The 13,303-nt window shown below is 51.8% G+C and carries 10 protein-coding genes, 2 tRNA genes and 1 pseudogene; 11 read left to right on the top strand and 2 right to left on the bottom strand.

Annotated elements, in window-relative coordinates; all coding sequences use genetic code 11:
- Position 1 precedes the first annotated feature (1 nt).
- From JOD20_RS17290 to JOD20_RS17280, 3 genes are read left to right on the top strand one after another with little or no spacing between them, the layout of a single operon-like run.
- Positions 2-475: a PTS mannitol transporter subunit IIA gene (locus tag JOD20_RS17290; protein WP_204756465.1), complete on the top strand. Its 474-nt coding sequence runs from the start codon at positions 2-4 to the stop codon at positions 473-475.
- Positions 462-2,570: a phosphoenolpyruvate--protein phosphotransferase gene (gene ptsP / locus JOD20_RS17285; RefSeq protein ID WP_204756464.1), complete on the top strand. Its 2,109-nt coding sequence runs from the start codon at positions 462-464 to the stop codon at positions 2,568-2,570. Before JOD20_RS17290 ends, ptsP begins: the two co-directional genes overlap by 14 nt.
- A complete protein-coding gene (locus JOD20_RS17280) occupies positions 2,567-4,300 on the top strand; it encodes an alcohol dehydrogenase catalytic domain-containing protein (RefSeq protein ID WP_204756463.1) in 1,734 nt (577 codons plus the stop codon). Before ptsP ends, JOD20_RS17280 begins: the two co-directional genes overlap by 4 nt.
- A gap of 126 nt (positions 4,301-4,426) precedes the next feature.
- On the opposite strand, the gene JOD20_RS17275 is transcribed toward JOD20_RS17280, so the two are convergent.
- A tRNA-His gene (locus JOD20_RS17275) sits at positions 4,427-4,501 on the bottom strand.
- Positions 4,502-4,719: 218 nt separating this feature from the next.
- On the opposite strand from JOD20_RS17275, the pseudogene JOD20_RS17270 reads away from it, so the two are divergent.
- The 5 genes and pseudogenes from JOD20_RS17270 to JOD20_RS17255 form a co-directional block, all read left to right on the top strand.
- Positions 4,720-5,718 (top strand): annotated as a pseudogene (locus JOD20_RS17270) (hypothetical protein); the annotation flags it as partial.
- 9 nt (positions 5,719-5,727) lie between these two features.
- The gene (locus JOD20_RS27020; RefSeq protein ID WP_420828954.1) at positions 5,728-6,117 is read left to right on the top strand and encodes a hypothetical protein; all 390 of its coding nucleotides are present in this window, start codon (positions 5,728-5,730) and stop codon (positions 6,115-6,117) included.
- Positions 6,118-6,125: 8 nt separating this feature from the next.
- A complete protein-coding gene (locus JOD20_RS26890) occupies positions 6,126-7,292 on the top strand; it encodes an SAVED domain-containing protein (RefSeq protein ID WP_204756461.1) in 1,167 nt (388 codons plus the stop codon).
- 70 nt (positions 7,293-7,362) lie between these two features.
- Positions 7,363-7,439: transfer RNA gene (locus JOD20_RS17260), tRNA-Arg, on the top strand.
- Positions 7,440-7,492: 53 nt separating this feature from the next.
- Positions 7,493-7,861, top strand: a complete 369-nt coding sequence (locus JOD20_RS17255; RefSeq protein WP_204756460.1) for a hypothetical protein — start codon at positions 7,493-7,495, stop codon at positions 7,859-7,861.
- 4 nt (positions 7,862-7,865) lie between these two features.
- Here JOD20_RS17255 and JOD20_RS17250 read toward each other — a convergent pair whose 3' ends face one another.
- Complete coding sequence (locus JOD20_RS17250) at positions 7,866-8,261, bottom strand: ribosomal maturation YjgA family protein (protein WP_054532580.1); 396 nt, start codon at positions 8,259-8,261, stop codon at positions 7,866-7,868.
- 177 nt (positions 8,262-8,438) lie between these two features.
- On the opposite strand from JOD20_RS17250, the gene JOD20_RS17245 reads away from it, so the two are divergent.
- The 3 genes from JOD20_RS17245 (at position 8,439) to JOD20_RS17235 (ending at position 13,234) form a co-directional block, all read left to right on the top strand.
- Positions 8,439-10,763: a hypothetical protein gene (locus JOD20_RS17245; protein WP_204756459.1), complete on the top strand. Its 2,325-nt coding sequence runs from the start codon at positions 8,439-8,441 to the stop codon at positions 10,761-10,763.
- Positions 10,764-10,845: 82 nt separating this feature from the next.
- The gene (locus tag JOD20_RS17240) at positions 10,846-11,346 is read left to right on the top strand and encodes a YciE/YciF ferroxidase family protein (protein ID WP_204756458.1); all 501 of its coding nucleotides are present in this window, start codon (positions 10,846-10,848) and stop codon (positions 11,344-11,346) included.
- A gap of 535 nt (positions 11,347-11,881) precedes the next feature.
- Positions 11,882-13,234 (top strand): glycogen synthase, encoded by a 1,353-nt coding sequence (locus JOD20_RS17235; RefSeq protein WP_204756457.1) that lies wholly within the window; start codon positions 11,882-11,884, stop codon positions 13,232-13,234.
- Positions 13,235-13,303 lie beyond the last annotated feature (69 nt).

The following is a 13,303-nucleotide window of genomic DNA, read 5'->3' as shown; positions in this document are numbered from 1 at the left end:
AATGGCAATCTTATCGAGCGAAACCATTCGGCTAGGAGCCAGCGCTGCCAGCAAACACGAGGCCATTCAACAAGCAGGAGCCTTGTTAGTTGCCAGCGGCTGTGTTTCGGCTAATTATGTGGCTGGCATGTTGCAGCGCGAACAAGTTATCTCGACATATCTTGGCAATGGCGTGGCGATTCCGCATGGCCAGCACGAAAATATGGCTGATGTGCTGCGCACTGGCATCGCTGTGGTGCAGTTTCCCGCTGGCGTTGAGTGGGAGCCAGGCGAGTTGGCCTATTTGGTGATTGGGATTGCCGCCAACGCCGATGAGCATGTTGGCGTGTTGGCCAATTTGGCCGAAGTGATCGAGGATGAGCAAATTGTCCAGCATTTAGCCCAAACCAACGATCCGTTGCATATTCTTGAGCACTTAGGGCGAGCGCGTGAGGAAGAAGCCTACGACGAGGAAAGGCATCATGCAGGAGCTTGATTTGGTGATTCACAACTCGGCAGGTCTGCATGCGCGGCCTGCCCGAGTTCTGGTCGACCTTGCAAAACAATTCAAATCGACCGTGCATATTCGGGCTGGCAACAAGCGAGTTAGCGCCAAAAGCATGATCGCAATTTTGACCTTAGGCGTTGGTTGTGGCCAAGTGGTTCAAATTGACATAAATGGAGAAGATGAAGCGCTCGCTGCTGAAGCATTGGCAACCGCCGTGCGTGAAGGCTTAGGCGAAGGCCCCGAAACTCATGATAGCGTCAATAGTGCCTTGGCTGCTGCTCGCAACGGCAATGGCACGCACAACGGCCATAGTCATGCCGAATCAAGCATTGCTGTAGCTGACATTGTGCCAGTCAGCGCCCCAATTCGTGCCGAACCAATCAAGGCTGGCGCAAGCATCCAAGCGATTGCTGGCGCACCTGGGATTGCGGTTGGCCCAATTTTGCGCTACGAACGAGCACGAATTGAAATTAACCACACATTTAGCGGCGTGGATAACGAGCTACGGCATTTGCAAGCAGCCTTAAGCACCGCCCAACAGCAACTAGTGGCCCTGCGCGAACAAGTGTTGTTGCGGGCCGATGCCAGCGAAGCAGCAATTTTCGATGTTCACCGCGATCTGCTGGCCGATCCAGCGTTGCTCGAAGCAGTGCATAGCGCGATTCAGGCTGGGCAGGCCGCAGCGGTGGCTTGGCAAACAGTGATCAATCAACAGGCTGAGGCAATTGCCCAACTTGACGATCCACTTTTGGCCGAGCGCGCGAGCGATCTGCGCGATGTTGGCGACCGCGTGCTGCGCTTGTTGGCTGGAGCCGAAGCTGCTAGCCTTGACGAACATTGGGCCAAAACCAAGCAGCCCATGATTGTGGTTGCTTATGATCTCACGCCCTCGGAAACTGCGGCCTTTGATCCTGCCAAAGTGCTGGGCTTTTGCACCGCTGTGGGCGGCCCGAATGCCCATACCGCGATTTTGGCTCGCGCCTTGGGCTTGCCGGCAGTGATTAGCGCTGGGCCAAGCGTTTTGGAATTGGCTACTGGTACCGAAGTGATTCTTGATGGCACTGCTGGGACATTATTAATTAGCCCAACTGCTGAGGCAATTACTGCTGCCAAAACCGCCCAGCAACGCGAGCGTGAGCACAAAGCCTTGGCCATGAGCAGCGCCAAATTGCCAGCCACGACCGTTGATGGCCAGCATATCGAGGTTGTGGCCAACATTGGTGGCCTCAACGAAGCCCAACAAGCCACCACCCTTGGGGCTGATGGGGTTGGCTTATTGCGCACCGAATTTCTGTTTTTGGAGCGTACCCAAGCCCCAACCGAAGACGAACAATTTGCGACCTACCGCGATATTGCCCAAGCCATGGGCGCTGCACCAGTAATTGTGCGCACGCTTGATATTGGCGGCGACAAACCCTTGCCATATTTGACCTTGCCCACCGAGGAAAACCCATTTTTGGGCGAGCGCGGCATTCGTTTGTGTTTAGCTCACCCCGAATTGCTGCAAACTCAAGTGCGGGCCATTTTGCGCGCTGCCAGCTTTGGCCGCTTGCGGATTATGTTCCCGATGATTGCCGATGCTGGCGAATTACGCGCTGCTAAGGCTGAAATCGAGCGGATTCGGGCTGAATTGCAGCTGCCACCAATCGAAATCGGGATCATGATCGAAGTGCCTTCAGCGGCCTTGATGGCCGATCTTTTGGCTAATGAAGTTGATTTCTTTTCAATTGGCACCAACGACCTGACCCAATATACCTTGGCGATGGATCGTACGCACCCGACCTTGGCTGCCCAAGCAGATGGCCTGCACCCAGCGGTGCTGCGTTTGATTGCGCGCACGGTTGAGGCGGCGCATGCTGCTGGCAAATGGGTTGGAGTTTGCGGCGAGTTGGGCGCTGATCCGCAAGCTGTGCCAATTTTGGTTGGGCTGGGCGTTGATGAATTAAGCGTCAGCGTGCCCGCTATTCCTACTGTCAAAGCCCAAATTCGGGCATTGAACTTTGCTCAGTGCCAAACAGCTGCCCGCCGTGCATTGGCCTGTGCCACTGCCGCCGAAGTACGCCAAGGAGCGTTCGACCAATGACCACTTTTGACCACTACCAATCGCCCGATGCCCCGATTGCCGCAACCACGGTTGCCTGGAATATGTATGGGGCTGGGGTTGAAAATATTGGGTGCGCTGCCCAACCTGAAACCTTTGCCGTCAGAGAGCCTGCCGATAACCAGCTATTGGTGCGGGTTGATGCGGTTGGCATGTGCTTCTCCGATGTTAAATTGATTCAGCAGGGTGGTCGCCATCCCAAGCTGTATAATCGCGATTTGGCCAGCGAGCCAACCCGCTTGGGCCACGAAGCAGCCTTAACCGTGCTCAAAGTTGGCAAAGATCTGCAAGCTCAGTATCAGCCAGGCCAGCGTTTGGCGATTCAGCCCGATATTTACCAAGATGGCATGAGCACCGCCTATGGCTATACGATTCCTGGTGGCTTGACCCAATTTCACCTGGTTGGCGAGGAAGTGCTGAACGCAGACGATGGCGCTTATGTCCTGCCAGTTGGTGCGGGTATGGGCTACGCCGAAACCGCGTTGACCGAGCCATGGGCCTGTGTCGAAGGAGCCTATACTCAGCGCCGTCGCCTCGAACCCAAAGTTGGTGGCACGCTGTGGATCATTGGCAATCCTGATGATCAAACCAACTATAGCTTCAGCAGTGGCCTGGATGCGCCAGCGCGCATTATTTTGACTGATGTACCACCACAATTGCACGAACTTGTGCAACAAACCAGCAAAGCCGAAATTATTGTGCGCGATGGCTTGAGGATTGATGATTACGCCGCGCTGCGCAGCGAATTGACCAGCAATCAAGGCTTTGACGATGTAATTGTGCTTGATCCACGTTCTGCTAACCAAATTAGCGCCGCCGCCCGCTTGGTTGCCCGCCGTGGTACGTTTAATTTGGTTGGCCAAACTGCGCTCGATGGCTTGCCAGAGATTGATGTTGGGCGCATTCACTACGATTATATTGCCTATGTTGGTACAAGCGGCCCCGAGATTAGCGCTGCCTATGGCGAGCAACGCAATCGCTGCGATTTGCAACCAAATGGCGTGGCGGTCTTTGTTGGCGCTGGTGGGCCGATGGGCCAAATGCACGTTCAGCGCGCAATTGAATTGCCGAATGGGCCACGCACGATCATTGCGACTGATGTGAATGATGATCGTTTGCAAGCCTTAGATCGCTTATTTGGCGGCTTGGCAGAGGCCCGAGGCAAACGCTTGGTGCTGATCAACCCAACCATTGAAAACTCGTTGCATGCCACGGTTATGCTCGAAAGCAATGATCTTGGTGCTGATGATGTAATTGTGAGTGTGCCAAGCGGCCCGTTGATGGGCGATGCAGCGACCTTGCTTGCGCCAAATGGTATGCTGGTGTTGTTTGCGGGTGTGCCGAATGGCACTTTTGCGCCATTGAATTTGAGCAATGTCTATTTGGCCAATGCCCAATTTACTGGCACATCTGGCTCGCGGATTAGCGACCAGGCCACGGTGATTCAAAAAACCTTGGCTGGCGAGCTATCGCCGAATCGATCGGTGGCGGCGGTTGGTGGCATCGAAGCGGCGCTCGATGGTGTGAAAGCCATGATGGCTGGCACCTATGCTGGCAAAGTCGTGATTTTTCCCCAATTGAGCGGCTTGCCATTGACCGGAATTGATCAATTGCATAGCATTTGCCCTGAAGTAGCCGCCAAACTTGGTGAGGGCAATGTTTGGAATCCCGAAGCCGAACAGGCCTTGATCGAACATTTCTGGCAAGGCTAAATTTGTACCAACATTAAATATTCGAGCCAGTTCCTTCTTTGCTAAGGAACTGGCTTTTTTGCTTGATGTTTTTGCTGCTTAAAAAACGACACCCGATTAGTTTTTGCTAATCGGGTGTCATTTGAATGGGGTGGCTGAAGGGGCTCGAACCCTCAACATCCTCAGCCACAGTGAGGCGCTCTGCCATTGAGCTACAGCCACCACATTTTTTTGCCTCAGTTACTAAGGCGTTAGGATTATAGCACGATTGGCTTGGCATGTCAAATTGAATCAAGCGGCTCTGACAGCGGCATGCTGTTGCTTGGGCGATGGGTAAAAATCAGCTTAAATTATTGGCTAAATTGGCTAGCGACAGCCCAAAAAGCCTGTGATAGACTGGCCATGGCGTTGTATCCGCAGCAAAACCAAAGGAGGCCTTGATGCGTCGCATACTTGTTGTTGGTTTAGTGGTTGGCTTGATTGCTGCTTGCAGTTCCAATTGGGCTGGGCCGCCAAGTGCCCAGAGTACTCCCGCCAATCCGACCAATTTTCCGCCAACTCCCCAAAGCTCGCCAAGTATTGGTCAATGCCCAGTTTTTCCGCTTGATAATATTTGGAACACGCCAATCGACAATTTGCCTGTGCACCCGCGTTCGAGCCAGTATATTGCCAGCATTGGCGCGAGCGAAAGTTTGCACCCCGATTTTGGCGCAGGCCAATGGAATGGCGGCGCAATTGGCATTCCATTTGTGGTTGTGCCCGCCAATCAACCAACCGTAAACGTTAATTTCGTCGATTATCCCGATGAGAGCGACCCAACCACTGGCGCAGGCCAATATCCCGTGCCACCGAACGCGCCACGTGAACATGGTAGCGACCATCATGTGTTGGTGGTGCGCGAGGGTGAGTGTAAACTCTACGAACTGTACAATGCAACCAAGATCAACGATACAACCTGGAATGCAAGCAATGGCGCGATCTTCGATTTACGTTCGAATGCGCTGCGGCCTGCAGGTTGGACTTCGGCAGATGCTGCGGGCTTGCCAATTTTGCCTGGTTTAGTGCGCTACGAAGAGGTGCAAGCGGGCGAAATTCGCCATGCAATTCGCTTTACGATTCAGCGTTCGCAAAAAGCCTATGTTTGGCCCGCGCGCCATTTTGCCTCGTCGATTACTGACCTGAATGTGCCACCAATGGGCATGCGTTTTCGGCTTAAATCCTCGTTCGATATTGCGGGCTTTTCCAGCGAGGTGCAAGTTATTTTACGTGCTATGCAGCGTTATGGCATCATTGTGGCCGATAATGGCTCGGATTGGTATATTTCTGGCGCGCCGCATCCAAATTGGAATGATGAGGATTTAGGCGCTGCCTTTGATCAAATTCGGGGCGAGCATTTCGAGGCCGTTGATAGCTCAAGTTTGCAACTCAATGCCGATTCGGCAGCGGTTGTGGCCAGTGCCGCACCGCAACCAAGCAAACTTGCAGAATTTGGTGGCGTTGATCAAGGCCAACAATTGCGCTATGCGATTACCGTGGTTGGTAATGGCAGCTCGCAAATGATGAATGATCAATTGCCAGCTGGCTTGACGATTGTTCCAGCCAGCGCCACAATCAACCCAAGCAATTTGCCAGCACCAACAATCAGCAACAATAGCGTCCAGTGGAGCGGCACAATTCCCAATTCGCAGAGCGCCGTGATTAGCTTTCGCGCCACCGTCAGCACCAATGAGCGCCGCGTCATTGTCAATACAGCCCAAATTAATAGTCGCAGCGTGCAGGCCAGCATTATTGCCAACGGCTACCGAGTTTGGTCGCCGCTGGTGCGAAAGATTAAGTAGGAGGTTTTGTGAACCAATTTGAGCCAATCTATCATGCTGAAAGTCGCCCGCTTAGCCTGTGGCTTGCCCCCAATAGCAAGCCTGCGCGGGAAGATTTGGCGCGTGAATGTCGAGTACGTGGCTTGGTTATCGACCGTGATCCAAGCCAGGCAGCAAGCGCCATTCGCGAACATATCGCTGCTAGCGAAGGAGTTGTGCTCTATCTGAATTCGCTCAAAGTAAGCGTTGATCAGCCGCTTGGGGTAGCGATTCTGTATCTGCAGCAACATCCCGAAACCCCATGGTGGCTGGTGTGTGATGGCATCGAAATAGCCGAAGTGCGTGAAGCAGAGAGCTTTCAATATTTGGCGTTTGATCAATTGCAACAGAGCTGGCAACTCGACCAACATAGCCCAGTGCAGATAGCGCAAGCGTTGTTGAAACTCGTTTTTCAGCGTTTTATGCGCCAAAATGCCCCTTCATGGCTGAGCTTGCTGGCAACCACTCAAACCGCTGCCCCAGCCAAAGGCGCGCATCTCGCCCTGGATTGGAGCGATTGGACGCAGGATTATGCCATTGATAACGCAGCCTGGCCGGTTATCCAGCAGGCGCTTATTGATGTTAAAAATGTGATTGTTGGGCAAGCGATTGAGCGCTTATTGATTCTGCCGCAGGTGCATTTAACCGCTGCGCTGCTGATTGGCGCAACCTTCAACACTAGGGTGGATGGCCCAACCCAAATGTGGGTGTCGAATCGCTTTAACAATGCACTGACGTGGTGGAATTGCAATGCCCAAGGCACTGCTCATGGGCTAAAAACCCAAACCAGCATGCTTAATCAAGGTCAAGCTGTAAGCATGGAATGGGCAATTACCCAACCAGTCGCCAAAGTCATCCAACCAATTGAACGCTATATTGAACGGCAACTCCAGCAGCAGCTCAAACAGCGCAACCTGTATGCCAAAGCCGATCAGCAACGTTTTGATATTGAATCAAGTTTGCAAGCAAGCGCCCTAGCCCATTTCTTTCGTAGTGAATTATTGGCGCAAGCTTCGCCGCTGGTGCATCTGTTTGCAGCAATGCCTGCTGCTTTGGCAGTCTGCTTTGGGCGGCAATTGAATGCCTGCCCGCCATTACAATGCTATGAATTAAAGGGCTATACTGATTACGAACCATCATGGATTATTAGGGTTTAGACTTGCTCACCATATGCCCAGAATATGCTATACTCTAGGGGTCGTGGCAAGCCATGATCCCTCAATATTGGCGGGCGTAGCTCAGTTGGATAGAGCATCGGTCTTCTAAACCGACGGTCGTGGGTTCGAGTCCCGCCGTCCGTGCCAAAACCCTTCTTTCCAAACGTTAGCGGGCAAATCCAAAAGCACATGAGTGATATATGCAGCACTGGCGCATTACCACGCCATTAAGTGGCCGCTTTGCTCCCCGAATCAATCATGCTGGCAGGCCATTTTGGTGCGCTTTTGATTATCATGTCGTGGATGATCCAACGAGCGATAGGCTGATGGTAGTGGCTTCACAGGCAGCAACTGAGCCAACCCTTACGTGGTTTCCTCAGCTGCGCGCAGGCATGCAAGCTTGTTGGCAGCAACTTGCTGACGATGGGGTGCTGTTGGTCGGGGTTTGGATAACAATTGAGCAGATTGCGACCCATCCAATTGATACAACTGCGCAAGGCTGTCACTATTACGGTTCGGCCTTTCTGGCATGGCTTTTTCGTGAGCATGCGCACATCATTTCACCATAATGCTTCATTGTGCTACTTCAACCCGTGCCCAATAGGCTTCATAGCCAAAAAAGATAAGTATTCCAATTGCATAACTCACCAGATCCCAGCCATTAAAGGTTGTGCCAAGGACGATCGCTATGAGCCTCAACAGGCTGTTCTCATGGCTGCGCATGGCAAGCGGAATGTTTGTCAGTTGAAACAGCTCGATTAGCACCACAACCCCAAAACTAATCAGCGCTGCCTTGGCGAGCGTCAGCCTCGGCGCAAGCACAAGCAGCAGCATAAACAACATTGCCGCATACAACGCATCGCCAAGATAATTATCGAATAGCACGAATCCGCTCGAAACCAGCCGCGACCCAATGCCACTGAGGATAATCGCGCCAAGCACAATAATTCGGCGGGTTATTGGCTTCATCAACATAGACTCCAAATATTCATCAATTGACTCATTTCTTCCAACCAGCACCTAGGCAGTTCACTTTTTTCATATTGACCAGCTATTAGTAATGCAGGAAAATGTGCGCACATGTTGGCGCTGCTTTAGTATCCTCAAACGAGGATTATGTGCTTAATTGAGAGGATACGATTAACTATGCGTTCTACTCTGCGTTTGTCAATTGGCTTGGTGAGTGTGGCGCTGCTTGCGCTGAGTAGCCTACTGGGCGTGAATGCGCGCCAACCAGCGAGCAGGTTGCCCATCAGCGGCACATGGGATAGTAGCCTTGGCCAAAACTTGCAACAACCAGCCACGATCTCCTCATTAACCCTCGATCAAAATGGCGATCTATATGTGGTTGGCGATTTTCACTCGGTCAATGGTCAAGCAATTAATGGATTAACCAAATGGGACGGCGCAACCTGGACAAACTACAACTTGCATGCAGATGATATTAATAAAATTCGCGCCGTTGCAACCTATAGCAATACGCTCTATGTTGCGGGCCAATTTACGGACCTGCAGAATCGCCAAATTAATCATATCGCTGCTTGGGATGGAACGAATTTTCAGGCCTTTGGCGAAGGCCTATGGGGAACGCTTGAGCAAGAATTCGCCGAGCCAATTGCCTATGCGCTGCATGTCTATAGCGATACGCTGTATATTGGCGGCAACTTTAGTGGCTTTAATGGGTGGCAGTCATTTGGGGTTGCTCAATGGAATGGGACAGTGACCCCCCAACTGATCGAGTTCAACGATACGGTCAGTAGCTTTATCAGCACGCCTGAGGGCTTAGTTGCTGCTGGTGAATTTTGGAAGTTTAACTTCCAACCTGCACAGCTTGCGCGACTAGAACAAAATCAATGGGTTCCGATTAATTTTGGCTGGCCCACAATGCATTTACAAGCTTATACAATTGGTATCAGCACCTACCTTGTCACGCGATCGTGGTATGCTCCCTTTCCAAGCCAAGTGTATCGTTGGCACAATAGTCAACGGGAGCTGATTGGGCCAACCCATCCTGGGCCGATTGATGCGCTGGTTGGCTTTGATAATACGTTGTATATGCAAAGTGGCAATCAGCTTTGGGTTTTGAACCAAGATCAATGGGTTCCAGCTCAATTGCCCTTTGAAATTACCAAGCTTAGTGCCTTGGCATCCGATGGTGAAACGCTCTATCTTGGTGGCCATATGACGCTTGATGGTCAGCCTCAGCAGTTGGTCGCGTGGGATGGCAGCACCGCCCAAGGGCTAGGCAGTTTTGTTGGCAAGCAGCATGTTCAGGCCATCGCTGGCGATCTTGGTCAACCAATGATTATCACCAAGCAATTGACTGCTACGAATTTGGGCACAATTCAACGCTGGAGTGGCAGCCAATGGAATACGCTGGCAACTGGTGATACGGCGCTTATTGAGGCCCAATTACATAGCTTAGGCCAACAAGCCTATGTTTTATTGGAATATCCTCGTGCTTTGAGTAGCGCTGCGCCAGCGAGCAATATTTGGCATTGGGAGAATAATGGATGGCAAAGTGGCGTGCTGAGCACAACCGGCCACATTAATTGGCATCGATCGGGCCAACAACTGTTTACCTATCTTGCACCGCTGCAATCGAATCTGCCAATTACGGGGTTGGTCGAGTTTGATGGTCAAACGTTTAGCCAACGCATCGCTGATGAATGGTTTTCAACCCATCAAGAACAAATTTTTGTCCATCAAAGCCAATTCTATAAATTTGAACTGCGTGGATTACAATGGGTCTATTTTCTTGATCTTGCGCGCTGGAATGGGACATACTGGCAAGATGTGAAAAGCCCTAGCTTGCCCAAACTCGACCATAATTTTGTCACGTGGAATAATGAGCTGTATATGGCCAACGCTGCTGGGTACTTGTACCGCTTTGATCAAGCGTTGAATCTGATCCAAATAGCGCGCTTTGATGGGCCAATTACCACCATGCAAGGCCTCGAAGGCGGCGGCTTGTACATCGGTGGCGATTTTATGCAGGTCAATGGCATAACAACTGGGCCAATTGCGCGGTTTGATGGTACGAGCTTTAGTGGCTTGGCAAGCTATCCGAATGGGGCGGTTCGCAAACTTGCGGTCGATTATAATCGCTTGTATGCAGTTGGCGATTTTAGCAAAGTCGGCGAAATTGATTCGTTGGGCGTTGCCGTCTTCAATTTTGCCAGCCCAGAATTAACCCCAACTCCAACCAACACGCCAACGCCGACCAACACCGCGACCGTAACCAATACGCCAACGCCAACCAACACCGCGACTGTGACTAGCACGCCGACGACGACCGCGACCAGCACAACAACAGCGACTGTGACCAATACGCCTACGCCAACCAATTCGCCGACCATAACCGCGACCAGTGTGCCAACCAACACACCAAGCGCGACAATTTCGCCAACGCCGATTGCCCCGCTGTATCGGCTGTATGCGCCGCTGACGATGGCTCAAACCAACCAATAAACTTGGCTGAAGAATCGGGGTGGTACGATTGTTGCTTTATAGCATTGCATAGAAGATGATCTTGTGATTCCTATGGAGGACGATGATGACCACCCTTAAAACACTTGATGATCTGTTGCATGAACATCTCAGCGATCTTTATGATGCAGAAACCCAGATTCTCGATGCCTTACCGCTGATGGCCAAGCAAGCGACCGCGCCTGTGTTGCGGGCTGCCTTCGAAAAGCATCTGGAAGAAACCAAAGTTCAACGCGCTACGCTTGATGATATTTTTGCCGATCTCGGCAAGAAACCAGCCGACCACCGTTGTAAAGCGATGGAAGGAATCTTGCGCGAAGGCCAAGATTTCATGAAGGAAAAAGCTGACCCTGAAGTGATGGATGCTGGCTTGATTGCAGCAGCCCAACGGGTTGAGCACTATGAAATGGCTGGCTATGGCTGTGTGCGCACCTGGGCCAAACAGCTTGGCATGAATAGTATCGCTGAGCGCTTGCAAAAAATTCTTGATCAAGAAGGCGAAACTGATCATAATCTCACCAAGATTGCCGAAAAAACAATTAATCGGCGAGCGGTTGGTGAATAAGCGCTAATTTGAATCGCGTTTGTGCCCTCACCCTCTGCTTCAACGCATGAAACAGAGGGTGAGGGCGCTTTGTGATGATTTTGTGCCCTCACCCCAGCCCCGCTCCCACTGGACGCGGGCGAGGAGAGCACTTGTCTCGTGGTTCCCCCTCGCCTCGCGGGCGGGAGAGGGGCTAACTTTCAAGGGTAGGTTTTAAAAAAGCGTGATGGTCAAACATTCCCTCACCCCCCAACCCCCTCTCCCACGAAAACGCGGGCGAGGGGGAGCACGCGTTTTTACCAACGCATTGCGTAAGAACAATGGAATTAAAGCCCCTCGCCCGCCGCGTGGGAGAGGGGTTGGGGTGAGGGGATCAGGTCGTCGTTAACACAATGTACCAATCCATCTATGTTCTATGCTCTTTGTTCTCTGTTCTTAGCCATGGGTTTGCATTCAGCAATAGCTATGTGGTAGCATAGCAAGCACAGTCGAGGCCGACCATGCACACAAAGGCACGGGCGGCTTTCTTATCGCAATTCAGCGTAAAGCAGTCTGCATGAATGAACAAGCCTTACGGATTCTATATTTGGCCTCTGAGGTCGAGCCATTTGCCCGCACTGGTGGTTTAGCCGAGGTTGCTGCCTCGTTGCCCCGCGCCTTGCAGGCCTTAGGTCACGAAGTAATTGTGGCAATGCCACGCTACGGTCATATCGATCCCACTCGCTGGCAGCTTGAACCAAGCAACATCAACCTGAACGTGCCCTTAGCCGATGCTGCCGAACCAGCAACTTGGTATAGCACCAGATTGCCTGATAGCAACGTGCAGGTTTGGATGGTCGAGAACCAGCGATTGTTTGGCCAGCCTGAGGTGTACCTTGGCGATGGTGATGCTGAGCGGTTTGTGTTTTGGGCCAAAGCCACGCTCGAAATTGCCCGCGCCCAAGGCTGGCAACCAGATGTTGTGCATCTCAACGATTGGCATGCGGCGATTGTTGCCAATTGGCTGCGCACCTCGTATCGCGATGATGAATTTTTTGCTAATACCGCCTCGCTCTATACCATTCATACGCTTGCCTATCGCGGTGTTTTTGGCCAACGAGTTTTAGAAATGGCGGGCATTGCTGAATATGGCTATATTGCCCATTCGGATATGCCAAGTTTGCATCGGGTGGTCGATTTAATGAGTCGTGGCATCTATTATGCGGATATGATCAATACGGTCAGCCCGACCCATGCCCGTGAGATATTAACTCCGGCATTTGGCGAAGGCCTCGACCCATTATTGCGCGATCGGCGTGATCGCTTGTTTGGGGTCTTGAATGGCATTGACAATCAGCGCTATAATCCTGCTACTGATTCGTATCTTGCCCAAGCATTTAGCCACGACGATCTGACGGGCAAACAAGCATGTAAAACAGCGCTGCAACAGCAATTAGGCTTGGAGCTTGATCCTAACAAGCCCTTGTTTTGTTTCATTGGGCGCTTAAACGATCAAAAAGGCTTGGGCCTGTTAGCCGAAACGATCGAAGCATTATTAAGCCATCATCAATTCCAATGGGTGGTTATGGGGACTGGCGAAGCGCGCTATCATGAATGGCTCAGCAGCTTGCAGCAACGCTATCCACAGCAGGTTGCGCTGGCACTGACCTTCAATGAAGCTTTGGCGCATCAATGTTATGCTGGAAGTGATGTCTTATTAATGCCATCGTTGGTAGAGCCAGGCGGCACGAATCAACTGATTGCTCAGCGCTACGGCTGTTTACCGTTAGTTTGCGCGGTTGGCGGGCTAGCCGATACCGTTGAGAATATCAACACCTATGCCGGAACCGGCAATGGCTTTGGGTTTACCCAGCCAGAGAGTCAATCGCTGTATGGCACCATGATCAGTATGTCACCATTTCTCGTTTGAACGCTAAAATCATCACTGGTTCCCTGATCGGGTATGCTTGGGGTGCTATCCAACCAATCAGACCCAGGA

It is taken from the genome of Herpetosiphon giganteus (assembly GCF_016907925.1).
Taxonomy (GTDB): domain Bacteria; phylum Chloroflexota; class Chloroflexia; order Chloroflexales; family Herpetosiphonaceae; genus Herpetosiphon; species Herpetosiphon giganteus.
The sequence above is the reverse complement of the archived record's forward strand: the minus strand, read 5'-3'. Positions and strand labels throughout refer to the sequence as shown.

What these genes read in the sequence shown, in the direction of transcription:
- JOD20_RS17240 (WP_204756458.1), top strand. Translation starts at nt 10,846, where the DNA reads ATGATGACCACCCTTAAAACACTTGATGATCTGTTGCATGAACATCTC.
- JOD20_RS17290 (WP_204756465.1), top strand. Translation starts at nt 2, where the DNA reads ATGGCAATCTTATCGAGCGAAACCATTCGGCTAGGAGCCAGCGCTGCC.
- JOD20_RS17250 (WP_054532580.1), bottom strand. Translation starts at nt 8,261, where the DNA reads ATGAAGCCAATAACCCGCCGAATTATTGTGCTTGGCGCGATTATCCTC.
- JOD20_RS17255 (WP_204756460.1), top strand. Translation starts at nt 7,493, where the DNA reads ATGCAGCACTGGCGCATTACCACGCCATTAAGTGGCCGCTTTGCTCCC.
- ptsP (WP_204756464.1), top strand. Translation starts at nt 462, where the DNA reads ATGCAGGAGCTTGATTTGGTGATTCACAACTCGGCAGGTCTGCATGCG.
- JOD20_RS17245 (WP_204756459.1), top strand. Translation starts at nt 8,439, where the DNA reads ATGCGTTCTACTCTGCGTTTGTCAATTGGCTTGGTGAGTGTGGCGCTG.
- JOD20_RS17235 (WP_204756457.1), top strand. Translation starts at nt 11,882, where the DNA reads ATGAATGAACAAGCCTTACGGATTCTATATTTGGCCTCTGAGGTCGAG.
- JOD20_RS17280 (WP_204756463.1), top strand. Translation starts at nt 2,567, where the DNA reads ATGACCACTTTTGACCACTACCAATCGCCCGATGCCCCGATTGCCGCA.